An 18,449-nucleotide genomic window follows, 5' to 3' on the forward strand; every position below is an offset into this window, starting at 1 on the left:
TACCAGGGGTTTCTCTATGTCGTCAGGTGAGCGTCAACCTTGCGATCACGCTGTGACCAGCAGCCTGCTGCCAAGGGATGAAAAACGTTCAATGCTTACAAGGACACTCCCGCCCTACCGGGCCTGACTCACCGACAGCTGAAAGGAGCAGCCTCCTTGAGGATGGAGACGCAGTAGAGGTTGTGTCGACCATCCACACTCTTTACGTGAGAACCGGCGAGGTCGTTGCTCCAAAGCGAACGGCCCCCTGCGCCAACAGGGAGCCGCTCTCACGTCCGATGCACAGAGCTAGTACGAAGGGACGTCTCATCATGAGGTTATTCCAAGGATCCTCGCGGAGTAACAACCAAACTGCTGCCGAGCCGCCGAGGCTTCCCCACCGTTGGGCCACCATCCTCGGGTTCGCCGGACTCGTTGGTGCTGTCGTCGGCGGGATCGCCGGCTTAGCAGTCGGTGGCATCGCAGGTCTGGGCACTGCTTTGGCCACGGGTATCGGGATCGCTGTGGCCATCGCCACCTGCCTCCACAAGTTGATGGAGTGACGAAGAGAGACGGCCTCCCCCTCGCTTGAACGTCCAGAACGAGGTCATTGAGTCGGAGTGTCTACGACGTCGCTTCGCGGTTGGCATCACGACACTCGACTCGATGGCCTCATCCTGGGACTGCATCTGCTAGGAGGGCAGATGCGAGCGGCAAGGGGAGCAGTACTGCAATGAGTACTGCAACAGAGGCACACAACGGCTCACGTCTACAGCCTCCCAGCACTGCTCTGAGCCGGGTCGCAGGTCCTGCACCATGGCCGGGATGGTCCTGATAAGGAAGAGGTCTGTCACGGATGTCGTGCCTGTCGCAGGGGCGCCAGCAAGTCGGGGCTTTGTCCCTCAGCCCCGACTCACCGAGCATCACAGCGGCTATCACCTAACTGACGCTTGCCTTCTGGGCGCCTGACTGCTTGGGCGTTCCGATGTCCCCTACTCGATCATCGTGTTCAGCATGCTGGCAGACACGATCCCAGTAGCAACCATGGCCAGAGAACCGTAGGGCGCACTCGCCCACGTGAGGTGCCCCGAAACCGTAAGGATCATGGCCCACCGGCTAGGAAGCCGAGCAGGCGGGAGACTAGCCCTGTTCGCAATCTGGCGTACTGTCGTCATGTCTGGTGTTCTCCGTGAGATAGATGGCACGCCGGATCGGGGGCGCTTCCGGTGGCACCCGGAAGCGCCCCCGCCTCTGACCTGGTCAGCGGGGCGGACTTTTCCCATAATGCCGCGCGATCATCTTCACTAAGCTGGCCTCAATGTCGGTCTAAACCCGTCCTGGTCCTAGTAGTACATTTGGGCACGTCACAGGGGATGGGAAAAGGGCCTGGATCAAAGATGTTGCGATCCGGTAACGACTGCTTCCAGGGGGGTGGATCCATCAACTCTGATACTGAACGTAGCGATCCAGCTACCCGTCGTGATCTCGTTGCCTGGATGGAGCGGTACGGAGTCATCCGTGAGGCGACTGCAAACCTTAGAAGGAGCGGTCGATGGCCTCGGGAGGTTCGGGTTCGTAACAGTTTTAACCGGATTTACAATCCCACAGTTTCCGGAAATTCCTCTCGACGTTTGCCGCCTCGCAATGAGCGTCCGCCTGCATCCATGGTTATTTCACCTCATGGAATTGCCTTGCGGCTTTACTTGCTAGCGCTCTGTGAAGCTCAGATGCGTACGAGCCCAGGGGAGCAACCTACCTGGCGTACTCCTGTTCGATCGCATGAAGGTGGTACTGGGTGGGTCGACATGATCGCCGTTTATGACCAAGGCCGCAGATGGCGGAACGGATTGTCGCAAGGTGATATAAAACGAAGACGAGACAGAATTGTCTCAGCCCTTAAGACGCTCTCTCACCCTCGATGTCCTCTTGTTTCCCTTCCGCATATTGGTGATGCCATAGGTAGATATCGAGAATTTCAGCTTCTTCATGAAAGTGGAGAATCGAAAGGGAGTCCAATTGCCTACACTGTTCCCGCCGAAGAAGATGATTACTTTCGCTTGCCTATGGGCTTGTTCAGGAATGGTTGGATTCATGTGCTGAAAGATAGCGAGCTTATTTTCTTGATGATGCTTGCATCCTCTCGTGCTGATCCGGTCTCAGGGCAGACGGGGTATACGAAGTTCGAAAGCAGTCAGCGCGTTTTGCAATTTGGGGTCGGCCCAGATGCCTATGAGGCTCACGGCGACCTAGAAAGCTTTGGACTGATAAAGGTGTTGAGAGGGGATGATCGAAGAGATAATGGTACTGTTCGAGGGTATCGAGATAACCCTAATGTGGTTCTGCCATTGCATATGTTCCGTTTAGTGGACGACGGCTTTAATAAATCGGCTACATCCATTATAATTAATGCACAAGAAAGACTTTCAAAGAAAGATTTGGAAGCGGCGATGATGAGTCAATTTATCGAAAGGCTGAAGGGGATTTTGAAAGAAGTGAAAAAATAGTCTTAAATTCCGAAAATGAAAGCTTCTCTGACCCGCAGAACCGGTTGGTCGACAAAGCCGAGAGGTTCTACGCCGGTCAGTACAACCGCCGCCTACGTCGGCTGCGAGAGCGTGCCAGGCACGCCGAGATCGACGAATAGCCGCTGCGGGATATGTGCGGGATGATCTTCGGTGGTCGAGACGGAGAAAGACGCTCCCGCCCTGGTGAGAGGCCCTGCCCTCGCTGAGAATGCAGCCCTCTTGAAAACCGCTAGGCCGGGTGACCGGTCTCGTGGGTTCGAATCCCACGCTCTCCGCTGAGCATCGCAAACGGCGTCTGACCAGGGAGTTCCCCCGGATCGGGCGCCGTTGATCGTTTCCGGGGTGTGTGGCCGCCGTGAGCGGTCCCGAGTCGGTGTTCGCGGAATGGTTCCGGTCGTGTTTCCCCGGGTCGTGCCCGCAAAATCGGGTAGGGCGCGCCGGGTTCGTTCACCGGTGTCGATCGGTGCCGCGACGATGACATCCGTCGGCCTCGGTTGCGCCCTCACGCAGAGGTTCATCGGCTTTCGGTCAGTTTCGCCCAGCTCTCATCAGCCGACATGACCATGGTCGCCGGAAGGCCCCGTCCTCTCGTGGGCCGACTGTGGCCGCGGCCCGAATCTGTCGGCCCCGTACGCCATGATCGGCGTTCCCGTACCCGCGCATCCCCTCAAGGAGAGCCATGGCCGTCAACGACGAATCCGGGTGGTCCGGCATTGGCTGGAACGGTTGGACGGACCTCGGCCTGATCCGCGCCCGGCTCGCCGCGGGTGCCGACCCGAACGCAGAGGCGTTCTTTCGTAAACGACCGCTTCACGTGGCGGCCAGGTACGGCTCGCCCGAGGTGATCGCGGAGCTGGCCCAGCGCGGCGGCGATGTCGACGCGGAGCACGAGGGTCGTACCGCGCTCTGGGAAGCCGTCTTCGCCAACCGCCCCGGCAACGCCCGCGCCCTGGTCGCCGCCGGAGCCGACCCGTGGCGGCCGATGATGAACGGCTGGTCCCCCGGACGGCTCAGCCTGGCCACTCCCACCCCCGACCTTTTCACTCTTCCCGATGGCGAGACCGGCCTGTCCGCCGCCGAGACCGCCGCCGTGGCAGAGGCCAGACGTCTGATCGCCGTGTTGGGGCGTTTCGACCACGGCCACAGCCTCGCCTGCGTGGCCGGCATCACCGCCGCCGAGGCGGCACGGCGCCTGGAGGCCGTGCCGGTCGACGACGCCGAGGTTGAAGAGATCATGGAGGATCTCTGGGCGGATTTCGACGCCAGCCTGGCCGTCATCGGTGTCACGGACGTGCCCGGCGGATGTGTCGTCGCTCAGCCGTGGGGATACGCCGCGTCCAGACGCGGCGTCATGAAGCGCTTGTCGGTGGGCACCGTCTGCTACCGGCTGTTCGCCAATCCCAAGAGCGGTAACCAGGGGGCCGTCGCCCGCGACGGAGTCGTCGAGGAATGGGACACCCACCCCGGCGGCGGCAGCGTCCACGCCGAAGAGTCCGCGGAGGAGATCCTCGCCACCTACCTCTACCAAGGCCAGGCCGAGGCTTACTGCTATGCCGGAGCGGGCCTGCGGCCGACCGACAACCGATCGGCCAGCGGCCAGGCCGACGTGTGGCTGAGGCTGCCCGAACACCTGCGTTGATCAGAACCGAGATGCCGTCGATTCCGCCGGTGACGCCAACGTGATTTTCGCCGGCCACGATGTCGTGCGTGGACATCGACGAAATACGCCGTCACGTCGCGGAACTCAGCGAATGGCTCCAGCGTGACCTCGGTGTCAGCCAAGAGGGATTGCTCCAGAAAACCGCCCGGTTCGGAGTCGCCTCGGAACAATCCGGAGATGGACGTCCCGCGATCTCTTTCAGAGGAAACGTGTCCGGCCGGTGGACCGACGACTGTGTCACGCCGCTCCATCACCCGGAGCGGCGGTTCCTGTCGTGCTCCTCGACCAGCTTGAGGAACTCGGATTCGGAGCCGGCGAACTTCGTGACGCCCTTCTCCGGATCGGTCCTCACGAAGTACAGCCAGGGGCCGGCGGCCGGCTTCAGGGCGGCCTCGATGGCGTCGGCACCCGGATTGCAGATGGGACCGGGCGGCAGGCCGAGGCGCGCATAGGTGTTGTACCGCGACCTGCTCCTGAGATCCTCTTTCGAGGCCCTCGTGCCGAACTTGTTCAGGCCGTACATGATCGTGCTGTCCAGTTGCAGCATCATCTCGGGCGTGTGGTTCAGCCGGTTGTGGATGACCCGCGCGATCCTGGGCATGTCGCGCCTGTCGGCCGCCTCGGCCTGGACGATGCTGGCGATGGTCAGGATCTCCAGTGGCGTACGGCCGGCACGCCTGGCGCCGTCCACCAGGTCGCTGTCCTCGGCGGCACGGTTGAAGCGGGTCACCATCGCGGCGAGGAGTTCGCCGGGGCTCGACGCGGGTGAGACCTCGTAGGTCGCGGGGAACGCGAATCCCTCCAGCGCGCCCTTGGCGTAGGCCGGAAGGCCGAGTTCCCCGCCGTCCTCGGCGGCCCGTTCGAACTCCGCGAGCGATCTGCCGGTGACGGTCGACAGTTGCTTCAAGATCTGCGTGAGCCGCTGTCCTTCCTTCACGGTCAGGGTGGTCCACCCCTGCTCGCTCTCCCCGGGAGTCTCGCCGGAGCCCTGTCCGGTGAAGTCCTTGGGGACCGTCGTCTGAGAGGACAGTCCCTGGACCACGAGCGTGGATCCGGCCGCCATCACGGTTACGGCCGCCGCTGCCGCCAGGGCGAGGCCGCGCCGACGGGATCGATCCCGGTTGGCCCGGAAGAACCGGGCCGGTGGGGGTGGCTGCTCCTCGTGGGCCATGTCGGAGAGGGTCTCGCGCAGCAGATCCTCGATGTTCATCCGAACTCCCTCACGGTGCTCAGTTCAGGTGCGGCCTTCTTCAGGCGCTCCAACGACCGGTAGATCTGGCTGCGCACGGACCCCACCCTGACACCGAGCAGCCGTGCGATCTCGGTCTCGGACAGGTCCTCGAAGTAGCGCAGCACGAGCATGGTCCGCTGCCGGGGTGTCAACCGGGCGAGAGCAGCGCGCATCACCAGGCGAAGGTCCACCATCTCGGCGTGCCCGTCGCCGATCTGTTCCGGCAGCCATCCGGTGGACACTTCCGCGACCCGAGAACGGCGCCGCCACCAGCTCACCTGCTCGTGATACATGACACGGCGGACGTAACCCTCGATGGCCGCCGGATCGCGCAGGCTGCGCCACCTCACCGCTGTCTTCGCCAACGCCGACTGCATCAGGTCCTCGGCGGCGTGCCGGTCACCGGTCAGCAAGTACGCGGTACGGAACAGCGCCCCTGATCGATCGACGACGAACTCCCGGAAGTCCGCCTCAAATCCTGGATCCACCTGTCCTCCTCGCGATGTCACCAAGCAAGGACGCGGACGGGTCGTCGGTCTATGCCGGCAGGGCCGAACTGAGCCGAACTGGGCCGAACCGGCTGGCATCAGGGGCGGCGTGCCCTGGCCTGCGCTACGTAAAGATGAAATATCCAACCAAGATTGGAGTTCAGTGCTTGCCGAGTATGTTGTGAGCCATGACTGAAGCTCTCGGGAAAGCCGGTGAATTACTGGGCATCCTGGTGGTCATTGGCATATGGATAGCGATCATATATGCCTTTGTCCGCCTTGTTCGCTGGGTCCTCGCCCCCCGCCCCTCCGGGCCCCGGGTGCACGAGGTGCCGCCGGATCCGACCTGGCAGTCACGTCCACGCCCCGGCGACATCTGGTGGGCCGGCGTGCCGTTCGCCGACGGCTCGGGGGGAAAGATCAGGCCGTGTCTGGTGATTCGCACCCATCCGGCGGGCGTGGAGGTTCTGAAAATTACCAGTCAGGACAAATCGCATCGGATGAATTGCGTCAGCATCCCCACCGCCCATTGGGACCGGCGGGCACGAAAGGACAGCTGGCTCGATCTCGACGCCCCGTACTTCATCAACGATCACGATTTCCGGCGGCGCGCCGGTACGTGCGACGACGGAACCTGGTCGCTGGTGAGACGCCGGCACCGGACGGGCTGGGTCCACCCTCCCGATCGTTGACGACGACGACGCCCCGTTCGGTTCCCGCCGGGACGGCCGCCCTCCAGCGCCGCGACCACGCTCGCGGTGATCGCCGTCCGGAAGGAGCGGTCGGTGACGCTCTTAGGGGCCCGTACGCCCGCCACCGGCCGGCCCCTGCGGAGAGGTCCTGTCTCGTACGGTCGGCGACGGTACGGTGTGCCGATGGCGGACATCTACGAACTCGTGCTGTCTGTGGACATTCACGCTGATGTCACCGACGACGAGCTCGCCGAGCTGCGGTGGCACGTGGGGCAGGGGCCACGACCTGGGCGACTGCCGATCGGCACCGACAGGTATGGGGAAACCTATCCACTCGGGGATCCCGACGACCCCGACTGCGAGTGGGAGGACGCGGAGGCGGAGCCCGTGTTCGCGCAGCGCGGCGCTGCCCGGCGGGTGGGGGGCGCGCTCGTCGCCGAGCTGGCCGCGCGGGAGCGACCGGACGGCTGGGCGCTGACGGTACGCCAGGAACTCCATCCCGACGACTTCTACCGGCTCAGGACACTGCTGGACTGGCTCGGCAGGTGCTTGGCCGACACGCATGCCGGCGGTGCCGGGTCCTTCGTCGGTTACACGCGCTTCCACGAGAGCACCGAGATCGCTCCCCTCGTTCTGCTGGACGGGCGGATTCGCGTGCCGGAGGACGTCAGGTCGCACACCCCGCACTGGGAGGACACCGAGCACTGGGAGGACACCGAGCACTGGGAGGACACCGAGCACTGGGAGGACACCGAGCCGTGACCGGTCCGGCCCGGGACGTGCCGTGGGGGACGGGCAGCATGGCGTTGCCGGTGCTCGGGGGCGGACCGTGGCCGTACGTACAGGACGTCGCGCGTGCCGGGCGGCGTCTCCTGGCTCTCGGTCTCCCCGCCCTCAGCCCGTCATCGCGGTCCGGTAGGGGCGGAAGAAGGCGCGTAGTTCCTCCGCGTAGAGCTCGGGCACCTCGAACGGCGCGAAGTGCCCGCCGGCGGCGGGTTCGGTCACGCGTACGAGGTTCGTCGTGCGCTCCAGCCACGCCCGCGGCGGCCGGAGGATGTCACCGGGGAAGAGCGAGAAGCCGGACGGGACCTCGACCCTGCGGGCGTGTTGCGCGGGCGGGATGGCGGCGTTGGCGTGGTACATGCGCATCGACGAACCGATCGTCGCGGTGAGCCAGTAGATCGTGAGATTCGTGAGGATCTCGTCCTTCGTGAAGCGCCGCTCGATGTCGCCCTCGCAGTCGCTCCACGCGCGGAGCTTCTCGACGATCCACGCCGCGAGTCCGGCCGGCGAGTCGTCGAGCCCGAAGGCCGCGGTCTGCGGCTTGGTGCGATGCATGGCGGCGTAGGCGCCCTCGTCCCGGGCCCAGACCGTGACGCGTTCGATCCAGGCGCGTTCCTCGGGGCCCAGATCCACCGGGTCGCCGGTGAGGACGGGCACCCCCGCGTCGGTACGGTGAACGGCCACGACCCGTTCGGGATGGTCGAGCGCGAGGTAGCGGCTCACGTGGCTGCCGATGTCCCCGCCCGCGGCGCCGAACCGCGGGTAGCCGAGGACGCGCATGAGCTCGGCCCACAGCCCGGCGACGGCGACGGAGTCCGGGGGCGGGCCGGTGGGACGGTCGGAGTATCCGTAGCCCGGCATGTCGGGGACCACGACGTCGAACGCGTCGGCGGGGTCGGCGCCGTGCGCGCCGGGGTCGGTCAGCAGCGGGATGACCTTCTGGTACCGCCAGAACGAGTCGGGCCAGCCGTGGCTGAGGACGAGCGGCAGCACTGGCCCCGCCGGAGCGGCGGCCCTGGCGTGCACGAAGTGGATCCCGAGGCCGCCGACCGGGACGCGGAAGCGGGGGAGCCGGGAGAGAGCCGCCTCCTGCGCTGCCCAGTCGAACCCGTCCGCCCAGTAGGCGACGAGCTCACGGAGGTAGGCGAGGTCGGTCCCGAGCGACCATCCGGCGTCCTGCGGCGTGTCGGGCCAGCGTGTCGCGCGCAGCCGCGCCCGGAGGTCCTCCAGCGCCGCGGGGGTGGTCCGCGAGGTGAACGGCTCGGGGCGGGGCAGGGCATCCGACATGGGCCGCATGCTACTGAACAGACCCGGCCCACCACTCGCGGGCTTGCCGGCGTGGCGCGGGGTCACGTACGCGAAACGGCGCGCGCCCCGCAGGTGGGACACGCGCCGTCGCGCTTCAGGAAGATTCGGGAGGAGGGGTACGTCAGGAGATGGTGAGCGTGCCGTTCGCGTTACGGGCGCAGTTGACGACCGTACGGGGTGCGGCGGTGAGGGCGCCGGACAGGCACTGGCCGAGGACGGTGTGGCCCGCGGCGTTGGGGTGCCACGCCTCCTGGCAGGTCTGGAAGTAGGTGACGCAGGTGTTCGCCGCCTTCTGGACGCGGAGCTTGTCCCAGCCGGACAGGCTGTTGACGAAGTTGCCGTTCGGCGACTCCTGGATCCGGACCGGGGTGGCGAGCGCGTTCCCCGGGCTGCCGGGGTTCTCGCAGAGCCGGGCGCCGTCGAAGGCCTGCTGGACGTCGAGCACGCGCAGGTCGGCCGCCGGACGCTCGGCCGCCAGCGTGGCGTAGGAGTTCTTGACCAGGTTGCCGAGGTTCTCGGAGAAGACGTGCCCGGGGGCGAGGCTCGCGCGGTGGATCGGGCAGCCCGCGGCGTACCGTTCGGCACCGAGGGCGCGGAACTTGTCGCGGGTGTCGGTGCGGTCGTCCTCGTCCCGGTACTGCGGGGCGACGTCGAGCGGCAACGGGTTGGTGTACGTCTGCAGGACCACGCTGTGGACGCCGTCGGCGTCGATCTGGGCGAGAGTGTCGAGGATCTGGCGCAGGGCGGCGGTGGTCTCGGTGGTGGCGGTGGCCACCTCGGCGTTGGACGCCAGGTCGGAGACGGTGCAGGGCTCCTGCGGCACGTCGCCGCCCAGGTAGGCCCAGAACTCCCACCAGCCCGTCCAGGCGTCGGCGATGAAACGGTTGGCGCACAGCGTGGCCACGTCGCCGAAGGTGAACTGGGTGTTGTTGGAGCCGAGGCCGATGAGGACGACGTCGATGTCGTGGGTCTGGGCCACGGCGCGCAGCTGGTCGAGCTGCGAGGCGACGGAGCGGCCCTTGGGGCGGGCGCTGGAGGCGTTGGCGATGTCGGAGGGCTGGCCGCCGGAACACGCGAGGTTGAAGCGGTCCTGGATGCCGGGAAGCGAGGCCTTGAACAGTGAGGCGTTCGCCGACCGGTGGCAGAAGTAGGCGTTGTTGTTCGCCGCCGACCAGCCGGGGAAGCCCTGTGCCGCTCCCGAGGTGTCGACGACGGGTTGGTAGTCCCCCGCGCCCTCCCCGCTGACGAAGCTGTCGCCGAGGGCGACGGCGGCGGTGGGCAGGGCCGCCTGTGCCGCTCCGCCCTGGATGACCTGGATGCCGACCGCACCCACCAGGAGCGCGACCATCGCGGCCGCACGCCGTAGAACCCTCACGACTGCCCCATTTCCTACTAAATGAGCATGAAAATATGACTGGCTAGATCACAACACGCCGCGCTGGTGGCGTCAAGATTTCTATGAGCCCTACTCGTGTTTTGTTGATATCTCACATCGTCTCGACCATCAAGCACTTGTTCATCTGTTGTTTCGGGCGAGACGGGGCGGTTCGGCCGGGCCGTGCTCCCGCTCTGCTCGCCGGTTCGTCGTTCGCGCCACCGCGAAGAGCCGCCGGCCCGGTTCCCCGGCCTGACTCCCCGGCCCGGTCTCGCGTCCCAGCCACGCGCGACGACCGTGACAGCAGGAACACCTCGTCGTACGCCTTCCCTTCGGAACGAAGCGAGGTGTGGGAAAAGCAAGCAATGGCGAAGCGCGGGTTTTCCGCGGGCCTAAGATCAGTTCATGCGAGCCGGATACAGCGAGGCCTTGGCGATGCTCGGATACGTGCTCGGCATGGTCATCACGCCGGTGCTCGTCGAGTGGGCGCGCGACAGCGGCCGGGAGTCACTCGGGGAAGTCCTTTTCATGTGCTCCCAGTTGTTCGGGATCGCACTCCTCTTCGGGGTGATCCGGCTTCTCCTTCGCGGACTGTGGTGGAGTGGCCGCTTCTTCGCGCGCCGGTGGCGGGTGGCGGCGGCGGGTGATCCGGCCAAATCTCCGGGCCATTAGCGGGCCGTCGGCAGCGGCTGGATCCAGTGGCTCGCGGTGAAACGTACTCCCAGCTCACAGCCTGTACGGTCGCGGGCCGGGCCGGTTCGCGAGCGGGACGGTTCGCCGTATGTCACGCGCGGTTTCGGCTTCGGGCGGACTTCACTCATGACCGGGCTTCACCGGTCGGGCGTCGCGGATTTCCTTTGAACGAGAGGTACGGCCTCCTCGCGGCCGTGGACCTCGGGCTGGAGCGCACGCCCGGTGAGGTCCGTCGCTCTCACCGTATTCGTGTGGTCCGAATACACGGGGCTCAAAGAGAACGAACACGAAAACGAGAGCCGAGAGGGAGAGGGGCGAACGTGAGGTCCGACATTCGGTGATCGCGGAATTCGACCTCTCGCTTTCCAGGAAGGACCTGTCTCGCTTCGGTCCACGGTCGGGGAACGAGGTCCCGGACGGTCTTACACCCGGCATGTTCCCGGAGGCCGGGCGTGGAACGGCCACCGGAACAGCACCGGCAGGGGTACGAAGGCCGTCGCCAGGGCCCCGAGGCCGCCGGCCCTGCTCCCGGGGCAGAGGGGAGATCAGGGCGAGCCGCGCCACCGCGGGGAGCGCGCGACGTCGGCGAGGTCGAGGGAGAGCGGCCACTCGGAACGGCCGTCGGCGGCTGACGGGCCACGTCCGGTGACGCCGCTCCGTCACCCCTCTACGGCACCTCCTCGGCGACCGGCGTCCGGTTGCCCATTCCGAGGGGCATCAACAGGAACACCTTGGGCGACAGGCGGTCCATGTCCCCGCCCCTGCCGAACACCAGACCGGCGGCGAAGTCGACGAACTGCTTCGCCTCGTCGTCCGGCAGCGCGGTGAGGTCCATCACCACCGGAACGCCGGTACGGAAGAAGTGCCCGACGTAGATCGCTTCGTTGTAGTTCTGGGGACGCAGTGTTTTGACCACCGGACAAGTCTCCACCGTCCGTCACGCCCGTCAAGGCGTCTTCCGGAGCACGGGACCGCACACCGCCGCCCGCACCTGCCACAGGGGATCGCCGTTTTGATCCCGCCCAGCCTCTGATCCTGCCCAGTCTCCGATCCCGCTCGGCCTTTGATCCTGCCCAGTCTCCGATCCCGCCCAGTCTCCGATTCCGCTCGGCCTTTGAGCCCGCTCACCATCTGAGCCCGGCTCAGTCTGTGGGCGGGCCTCGTTTCGATCCCGCCTGTCCGATGAGCCCGCCCGATCTCGTCTACCCTGTGAGCCCGCTGTCCTTTCGATCTCGCTCGCCCCGTGAGTCCACCTGCCCCGTGAGTCCACCTGCCCTGTGAGCCCACCGAACCGGCGAGCACGTCGCGTACCTGGGAGTGATCGCGTGACCGAGTCCGGCCGGCTCCTCTACGTCATCGTGTGCGCGGCCGGTGCCGCCCGGGACGTCGGCCGTCTCGTCGCCCTCGCCCTCGACGACGGCTGGGTCGTCCAGGTCGTCACCACCCCGTCCGCGCTGGAGTTCGTCGACGTCCCCGCCCTGGAATGGCGGACCGGACGCCCCGTCCGCAGCCGGTACCGCAGGCCGGACGAGCCCAAGCCCCCCAGGGCCGACGCGATCATCGTCGCCCCGGCCACGTACAACACCGTCAACAAGTTCGCCCAGGGCGTCGCCGACACCTACGCCCTCGGCCTCCTCGCCGAGGCCCCCGGCCTCGGCATCCCGGTGGTCGTCCTGCCCTTCGTCAACGAGGCTCTCGCCACACGCGTGCCGTTCCGCCGGAGCGTCGAAAGCCTCCGGGCCGAAGGCGTCCACGTACTGCCCAACCACGGCCCCGGCTCGCCCGAGCCCGGCCTGGCCGGTGCCGGAGACGGAGACGGAGACGGAAACCGGGAGAACGACCCCTGGGCCCTCGCTCTCAAGGAGATCTCCAGGAAGTAGGTCCGCCGGACGGACGACGACCGGAGCCGAGCCCTGTTCCGCCGCTCGACGGGCTCGACGGGCTCGACGGGAGCCGCGGTCCCGGCCCGGCCTGGACGGCGGGCCGCCGGATCGCCGTGGAACCGGCCGGCCGGGGGTCAGGTGAACAGGCAGTAGGCGGCCGTCGCGTCGTCGTGGGTTTTCGTGCGGGGCCAGCGGGAGCCGTCGAGGTCGGTGTGCTCCGCTTCGCGGACCCGGCGGATCAGCTCGCCGGGTCCGGAGCGTTCGAGGATGTCGAGGGCCTCGCGCCAGGTGGCCAGCTCGAACCGGTCGACGAGCTGGGAGGCTCCGTCGCTGAGCAGGGCGACCGCCCGTACCCGGTCGGCGGGGAGCGTGCCGGTGAGCGACTGCTCGGCGGTGAGCGGGTCGACGGCGGCGATCCAGAAACCGCCCTCGCGGTTGCGGTGGTCCCGCATGGTCTCCACGTACTCCCGATGCGCGGTGACCCGCTCGGAACTCCCGTACGCGAGGCCGTCCAAGGTCGACCGGTGCGCCCTGCCGATCCGGTCCACCCTGTCGTCGCAGACGACCGTCGGCTCCGCCTGGCCGTCCACGTCCAGGACGAGGACGGAGTCCGCCAGGACGAGGAAGTCCAGGTCGCCCGCCGTACGGCGGACCATGACCACCGTGGCGGACGGCGAGCCGGGATGGGTGAGGTCGCAGACGAAGTCGTGGAGGGAGGCGACGGCCTTTATGCCGTTCGCGAGTATCTCCGTGAGCGCTCCCGCGTCCTGCGTCATGCCCGCCAGGAGGGTCGAGCCCAGCGAGCGGACGTACCAGCCGACGCCGTGATCGCACCCGGACTCCGACCCCGCCGGGGTCCCCGCGCCGTCGAGGAGGACGAAGGCGTCCGGGGTCGCCCCGAAGAAGTCCTCGTTGCCGTCGTTGCCGTCGTTGCCGTCGTTGTCAGCGGTGTTCGCGGCGCCAGTGATGTCGGCGATGTTCGCGTCGTGCCTGCCGGGGGCCGCTTCGGTGGCGAAGGTGATGCGCATCGGTTCGAGGCTCCTCGTGCTGGACGGGCTCGCGCCGGACGGGCGTGCGCGTTTCCCTCACGAGTTCCCCCGTTGGAACGGCGTATTCCACGCATCCTCACCCGGGAGATCCCGGTGGCGTACCTCCACGACGTGCCTGTACGGCGGATGTACAAGTCCAGGGCGGGGTAGAGCCGGTCCGCGAGGCGTTCGGAGTGCCGGGACGGCCCTCAATAGGAGGGTTCCGAAATGGACTCGGCCCGGTAGACGTCCATCGTCCCCTCGTCGTCCTCGTCCACCCCCACCTTCCTCAGCTGTAAAGTCCGGCTGCCGATTTTCAGGGAACGTTCGCCGTTGATCTCCGTGGACGCGAACACCGTCACCGTGTGACCGTGCATATCGCGTACCTGGTCGTATTCCGGTCCGTCAGGAATGTCGAGCTTGATGCGTCTCGTTTCGAATGTCACCCTCCCAGTGTGAAAGCCACGGTCCCGAAAATCGATCGTGCGCGTGACGATATTTGGCATCGTTTTCAACCGGAAAGGTATGGCTGCCCAGCCCTTCTCCGGCCGGGCCGGAGGGCGTCAGGGCAGGGGATCGATCCCGATGTTCTGGTCGTACTGGACGAGCTCCGCCCCGCGATCGGTGAGGATGGGCCACTTGGTGGCGCGGGCGCACCAGACGACGTGTCCGGCCGTGATGTCGCGCGACCCGTCGAGGATCTCCGCGATGTCCCCCACCTTCCCGTGGGTGAAGTCGTCGATCCGTACCCCGGGTGTCGTGACGAGCTCGAACAGCTCCTCCTGGGTCGAGAGCGGGGAGATGGACAGGACGGCCGCGAGGCTGGTGGCCGGGACGCATATCCCGCCGCCGCGGAAGAGACACATGGCGGCGACGCTCCGGGAGTATTCGGTCTTCGCCACCGCGATGTCGACCAGTGCGCTCACGTCGAGCACTCGACCGGGAAGCATGGCTCAGCGCCTCCGGAAACGGCGGATGCCGATCTGGCCCCACTCCGCCTCGGAGAGCTGGTCGACCCCGAGGGAGTCGGCCGCCGTGTCGAGGTCCTCGCGGTGCAGGTTCCAGCGGTGCATCAGGGTGATCACGTGGGGTTTGTTGCCGATCTCTCGCTGGACGGCCGCGTGGATCACGTCGGCGACGCGGTTTCCGGTCAGTCGCGCCTTACGAGAAAGCGCCTCATAATCCGCTTTATCCAGCTCTATGGTGATAGCCGTGTCGGAAGCCGGTGCACCGATTGAATTCGATGCTTCTTTGAGCCGGAGATGCGCCAGCCACAGCGGAACCGAATCCGACTCCTGTCCGGCGCCATCATGATCTTCCGATGATGGTTTTTCCGATCCTGTGCCGTCTCGCCAGGCCGGCATGGAGTGGGCCATGCGTTCGACAGTAGCTGTGAATTGTGGATTACGGCAGCACTTCCGCACCATAAGGTCATCGCTACAGGAATCCCGGCGGCTGGCTGGCGGGATCGCTGGGAGTGGTGGGCACCGAAGGGTCGGTGGAGGGCAGGGGGTTGGAGGGGACCGAGGGATCGGCGGGAGGGCCGGGGGTGGGAGTGATACTGGGACTGGGACTGGAGGTGACCGCGCCGCAGAATCCCATGGCCCGCCGTTGCTCGGCTATCTGGTCGACCGGGGCCTGGTACGTGAGCCGCTCCTCGGGCGAGGGCTCGTACCGCCACGTGCCCTCCTCGAAGAGGAAGTCGAAGTCCGTCGTGTCGTTGAGCCGGGTCGCCTGCACCCTGGCGCTGTCGCCGGTGAGCGTGACGGTGGCGATGGTGAGCGGGGAGTTCGGCAGGATCGGGGGGCAGACCTCGAACAGCCTCACGTACTCCTCCCGCGCGATCAGCCCCTGCGCCTCGGTGGTCCACAGGTCCCAGAAGTCGCCGAACTGCCCGCTGCCATAGGCGTCGAGCGCCGGTTGGACGGCCTGGCGGACCGAGGTCTCCGAGTGCTCGCCGCCGCGCGTCGGGGTCGCCGCGCTCGGCGGCGACGAGGGAGGGTTGAACACCATGAAGACGGTGACGACGGCCCCGATGGCCACGCCGATGGCCATCACGACCATCACGGCCAGCCCTCGCCCCGTCTCGCCCCGCGGCGGCTGGCCGTACTGCGGCGGATAGCCCACGTGCGGTCTCCGGAGGACTGGCGAGAGCGGATGAAAGTGATCATAACGCCCGTGGCTCTCGGCTGACCACGGTCTTCACGCCCCTGGGCGGGGCCGACATAATACGCGCGTGATCCAAACGATCGGTACGGCCGCCGCCGTCTTCGCCGGTACCAACGTGGACGACATCATCATTCTGACGGTGCTCTTCCTGGCGTCCAGGGCGGGGGGTGTTCCCCGCCCCTGGCAGATCGTCGTGGGTCAGTACGCGGGCATCGCCGCGCTGGTGGCCGTCTCGGCCGCGGCGGCCCTCGGGCTCGCGGTGGTGCCGGACCGCTGGGTGGGACTGCTCGGCCTGGTGCCGTTCGGCATGGGGGCGTGGGGGCTGGCCAAGGCGTGGAAGGCGCGGCGGGCGAGGGGGGACGGCGAGGACGAGGTGCCCCGGGTCGCCTCGGGCGTGCTCTCGATCGCGGGGGTGACCATCGCGAACGGGGCCGACAACATCTCCGTCTACACCCCGATGTTCCGAACCGTCGGGCTCGCGTCCAGCGTTGTCACGGTGGCCGTGTTCGCGGTGCTCGTCGCGGTCTGGTGCGTGGCGGCCTCCTGGCTCGGGTCGCACGGAAAGGTCATCGCCCTGGTGGAACGGACGGGGGCGTGGCTGGTACCCGTGGTGTTCATGGTGATCGGCGCCGTCATCGTCGTGGAGTCGATATTTAGCTAAATATCGACAAATCGCCTGAATTTAGGGCATATGTACCGGGGAACTACCCACCATGCGAGACCACTTGCGCTTCTACCAGCATCGATGGTTCAAGGTGTGGATCGCCCTGATCGTCCTGTCCTTCTCGCTCATCGCCATGATGCAGGCGGCCGGAAACCAGGCACTCCTGCCCGCGGCCTTCTTCTACGGGGCCGCGGCCGGGCCCCTCGCCCTCCTGCTCGCCATCCACGACCGCATCCACATCGCCACCAGCGTGCCGCCCATGACGCTGATGGGCATGTTCCTGTTCGGCGGGGGCGTCGCGCTCCTGCTCGGCGGCTATCTCGACGCGCTCCTCATCTCGGAGCGGAACAGCACCTCGATCCTGCGGGTCGGATGGATCGAGGAACCCGCGAAACTCGTCCCGCCCCTCGCGGTCGCGCTCACCGGCCGCCACCTCACCAAGGCCGCGGGGGTCGCGCTCGGCCTGGCCTGCGCGACCGGGTTCGCGATCATGGAGTCGATGGCCTACGCCTGGAAGAGCGTCGCCAACCACGACGGCGCCATGGGCGCGGGTACGGTCCTCCTCCTACGCGGGCTCAGCACCCCCTTCAGCCACCTCGTCTGGACCGGCCTGGTCTGCGCGGTGGCCTTCGGCGCCTGGCAGGCCAGGGGCCGGGCGGTCGTGACCCTCCCCGTCGTCGCCGCCTTCGTCGCGGCGGCCACGCTCCACTCGCTCAGCGACGGCCTGCTCATCCTGGACATTCCCGGACCGGCCCGGCTGCTCTTCCTCGTCGTCGCCGTGGCGAGCTACTGGCTGTTCCACCGGAGCACCCGGGACCTGAAACCGGTGCCGACCCCGGAACCGGAGCCGTCCCGCGCCTGACCTCTCGGGTCCCTTCCCACTTCACGACCGGACCGGTACCTACCGGGGCTCGATGAACCTCGGCACCCGGTTCCGTCTCACAACCGAGCCGGCACCCATCGAGGTCCGGTGACCTCGGCACCCACCGGGCTTAACGAACCTCGGCACCCGGTTCCGTCTCACAACCGGTCCAGTACCCACCGGGGCCCGGTGACCTCGGCGCCCAGTTCCGTGACCCGCCCGCGCAGCCCCCGGTCCGCGGTGACGACCAGGACGCGCTCCCAGGGACGGGCCTCCCGTACGGCCTGGACGACGGCGTCGTCCCCGCTCCCCGATGCGGCGATCACGGAGACGCCGGGCGTGGGGGCGGTGTCACGGGCGGCGCCCTCGACGACCGCGGTCAGCCGGGGGAACCAGCGGGCCAGTGCCGGGACACGGCCGGGCGCGGCCCACCGGCCGTCGGCGGCCCGCGCGCCGACCTCGGCGAGCAGCTTGGCCGCCGCGCCCGCGCGGTCCCGCCACCAGCCGTGCTCGGCGCGGGCGCCCACGATGTTGGCGACGTCGAGGACGACGAGGGAGGGGGCGAGCGCGAGGCCGATGACCGGCCAGGTCGCGGCGAAGCCGGGGTGGAGATTTTTGGCGGTGATCTCCTCGGCGGGGACCCAGCGCAGGTCGTCGCTCTCGGCGTTGGCCGGGATCGCGCGCAGCAGCTCGGCGGCCTCGGCGATCACGGTCTCGAAGGACCAGCCGCCGTGGTCGTCGAGGTAGACCCCCTCGACCCGCAGGCCGGTGCCGTCCAGCGCGGCCTCCTCGAAGGCCTCGCGCAGGGCGGTGTCGACCGAGTCCTCGTGGCTGTCGCGGGCACCGCCCGGCAGTCCCCAGGTGCCGCCGTGGTGGCTCCACGCGGCACGTTTCTGCATCAGGACGCGGGGCCCCTCGGCGTCGTCATGGTGGACGGCGAGCAGACCGGCCGCGCCGTGCACCCCCCAGTGCCGGTGTCCGAGATCGCACCACGCCCACCCGTCCCCGTCCCCGGCCGTCATGGACCAATGATGCATCAGCACCCGGATGCGCACTCCCGGCCCCCCGGCCACCGGAGAGACGGGCCGGTCAATCGGGTGAAAAAAGTG

The 18,449-nt window shown here is 67.3% G+C and carries 19 protein-coding genes; 8 read left to right on the top strand and 11 right to left on the bottom strand.

Annotated features, from left to right (window positions below; translation table 11 throughout):
• Positions 1-1,784: 1,784 nt before the first annotated feature.
• Together ACFYWM_RS43130 and ACFYWM_RS43135 are read left to right on the top strand one after the other, a co-directional pair.
• Positions 1,785-2,483, top strand: coding sequence for a hypothetical protein (locus ACFYWM_RS43130; RefSeq protein WP_389927216.1), 699 nt, complete (start codon positions 1,785-1,787; stop codon positions 2,481-2,483).
• A 700-nt stretch (positions 2,484-3,183) separates the two neighbouring features.
• On the top strand, positions 3,184-4,143 hold the full coding sequence (locus ACFYWM_RS43135; protein ID WP_389927218.1) for an ankyrin repeat domain-containing protein: 960 nt from the start codon (positions 3,184-3,186) through the stop codon (positions 4,141-4,143).
• Positions 4,144-4,414: 271 nt separating this feature from the next.
• Here the strand turns inward: ACFYWM_RS43135 and mltG are convergent, their stop codons facing one another.
• Together mltG and ACFYWM_RS43145 are read right to left on the bottom strand one after the other, a co-directional pair.
• Positions 4,415-5,374 carry an endolytic transglycosylase MltG gene (mltG, locus tag ACFYWM_RS43140; RefSeq protein ID WP_389927220.1) on the bottom strand — a complete coding sequence of 320 codons (960 nt, stop codon included), beginning with the start codon at positions 5,372-5,374 and terminating at the stop codon, positions 4,415-4,417.
• The gene (locus ACFYWM_RS43145; protein ID WP_389927223.1) at positions 5,371-5,883 is read right to left on the bottom strand and encodes a SigE family RNA polymerase sigma factor; all 513 of its coding nucleotides are present in this window, start codon (positions 5,881-5,883) and stop codon (positions 5,371-5,373) included. The genes mltG and ACFYWM_RS43145 overlap by 4 nt, the downstream gene beginning before the upstream one ends.
• Before the next feature lie 188 nt (positions 5,884-6,071).
• Here ACFYWM_RS43145 and ACFYWM_RS43150 point away from each other — a divergent pair, with 188 nt between their 5' ends.
• Entirely contained in the window at positions 6,072-6,575 is a 504-nt protein-coding gene (locus tag ACFYWM_RS43150) for a type II toxin-antitoxin system PemK/MazF family toxin (protein ID WP_389927225.1), read from the top strand.
• Positions 6,576-6,758: 183 nt separating this feature from the next.
• Positions 6,759-7,337 (top strand): hypothetical protein, encoded by a 579-nt coding sequence (locus ACFYWM_RS43155; protein ID WP_389927228.1) that lies wholly within the window; start codon positions 6,759-6,761, stop codon positions 7,335-7,337.
• Positions 7,338-7,469: 132 nt separating this feature from the next.
• On the opposite strand, the gene ACFYWM_RS43160 is transcribed toward ACFYWM_RS43155, so the two are convergent.
• Together ACFYWM_RS43160 and ACFYWM_RS43165 are read right to left on the bottom strand one after the other, a co-directional pair.
• Positions 7,470-8,645: an epoxide hydrolase family protein gene (locus ACFYWM_RS43160; RefSeq protein WP_389927231.1), complete on the bottom strand. Its 1,176-nt coding sequence runs from the start codon at positions 8,643-8,645 to the stop codon at positions 7,470-7,472.
• Between the two features lie 142 nt (positions 8,646-8,787).
• Positions 8,788-10,041, bottom strand: a complete 1,254-nt coding sequence (locus ACFYWM_RS43165; RefSeq protein ID WP_389927234.1) for a hypothetical protein — start codon at positions 10,039-10,041, stop codon at positions 8,788-8,790.
• A 405-nt stretch (positions 10,042-10,446) separates the two neighbouring features.
• Here ACFYWM_RS43165 and ACFYWM_RS43170 point away from each other — a divergent pair, with 405 nt between their 5' ends.
• The gene (locus ACFYWM_RS43170) at positions 10,447-10,713 is read left to right on the top strand and encodes a hypothetical protein (RefSeq protein WP_389927237.1); all 267 of its coding nucleotides are present in this window, start codon (positions 10,447-10,449) and stop codon (positions 10,711-10,713) included.
• Positions 10,714-11,401: 688 nt separating this feature from the next.
• Here ACFYWM_RS43170 and ACFYWM_RS43175 read toward each other — a convergent pair.
• Complete coding sequence (locus ACFYWM_RS43175) at positions 11,402-11,650, bottom strand: cell division protein SepF (protein ID WP_389927240.1); 249 nt, start codon at positions 11,648-11,650, stop codon at positions 11,402-11,404.
• A gap of 409 nt (positions 11,651-12,059) precedes the next feature.
• Between ACFYWM_RS43175 and ACFYWM_RS43180 the strand changes: the two genes are divergently transcribed.
• The gene (locus ACFYWM_RS43180; RefSeq protein WP_389927243.1) at positions 12,060-12,614 is read left to right on the top strand and encodes a flavoprotein; all 555 of its coding nucleotides are present in this window, start codon (positions 12,060-12,062) and stop codon (positions 12,612-12,614) included.
• 137 nt (positions 12,615-12,751) lie between these two features.
• On the opposite strand, the gene ACFYWM_RS43185 is transcribed toward ACFYWM_RS43180, so the two are convergent.
• From ACFYWM_RS43185 to ACFYWM_RS43205, 5 genes are all read right to left on the bottom strand, one after another.
• Positions 12,752-13,645, bottom strand: a complete 894-nt coding sequence (locus tag ACFYWM_RS43185; RefSeq protein WP_389927246.1) for a protein phosphatase 2C domain-containing protein — start codon at positions 13,643-13,645, stop codon at positions 12,752-12,754.
• Between the two features lie 209 nt (positions 13,646-13,854).
• A complete protein-coding gene (locus tag ACFYWM_RS43190; RefSeq protein WP_389927249.1) occupies positions 13,855-14,091 on the bottom strand; it encodes a hypothetical protein in 237 nt (78 codons plus the stop codon).
• A 117-nt stretch (positions 14,092-14,208) separates the two neighbouring features.
• Positions 14,209-14,595: a hypothetical protein gene (locus ACFYWM_RS43195; RefSeq protein ID WP_389927251.1), complete on the bottom strand. Its 387-nt coding sequence runs from the start codon at positions 14,593-14,595 to the stop codon at positions 14,209-14,211.
• A 3-nt stretch (positions 14,596-14,598) separates the two neighbouring features.
• Positions 14,599-15,021, bottom strand: coding sequence for a hypothetical protein (locus ACFYWM_RS43200; protein ID WP_389927254.1), 423 nt, complete (start codon positions 15,019-15,021; stop codon positions 14,599-14,601).
• A 61-nt stretch (positions 15,022-15,082) separates the two neighbouring features.
• Positions 15,083-15,772, bottom strand: a complete 690-nt coding sequence (locus ACFYWM_RS43205) for a hypothetical protein (RefSeq protein ID WP_389927256.1) — start codon at positions 15,770-15,772, stop codon at positions 15,083-15,085.
• A 109-nt stretch (positions 15,773-15,881) separates the two neighbouring features.
• On the opposite strand from ACFYWM_RS43205, the gene ACFYWM_RS43210 reads away from it, so the two are divergent.
• A complete protein-coding gene (locus ACFYWM_RS43210; RefSeq protein ID WP_389927259.1) occupies positions 15,882-16,475 on the top strand; it encodes a cadmium resistance transporter in 594 nt (197 codons plus the stop codon).
• A gap of 52 nt (positions 16,476-16,527) precedes the next feature.
• Positions 16,528-17,340, top strand: a complete 813-nt coding sequence (locus ACFYWM_RS43215; protein ID WP_389927262.1) for a PrsW family glutamic-type intramembrane protease — start codon at positions 16,528-16,530, stop codon at positions 17,338-17,340.
• A 158-nt stretch (positions 17,341-17,498) separates the two neighbouring features.
• Here ACFYWM_RS43215 and ACFYWM_RS43220 read toward each other — a convergent pair whose 3' ends face one another.
• Positions 17,499-18,362 carry an NUDIX domain-containing protein gene (locus tag ACFYWM_RS43220; protein ID WP_389927265.1) on the bottom strand — a complete coding sequence of 288 codons (864 nt, stop codon included), beginning with the start codon at positions 18,360-18,362 and terminating at the stop codon, positions 17,499-17,501.
• Positions 18,363-18,449 lie beyond the last annotated feature (87 nt).

Source organism: Streptosporangium sp. NPDC002721, from assembly GCF_042888905.1.
Taxonomy (GTDB): domain Bacteria; phylum Actinomycetota; class Actinomycetes; order Streptosporangiales; family Streptosporangiaceae; genus Streptosporangium.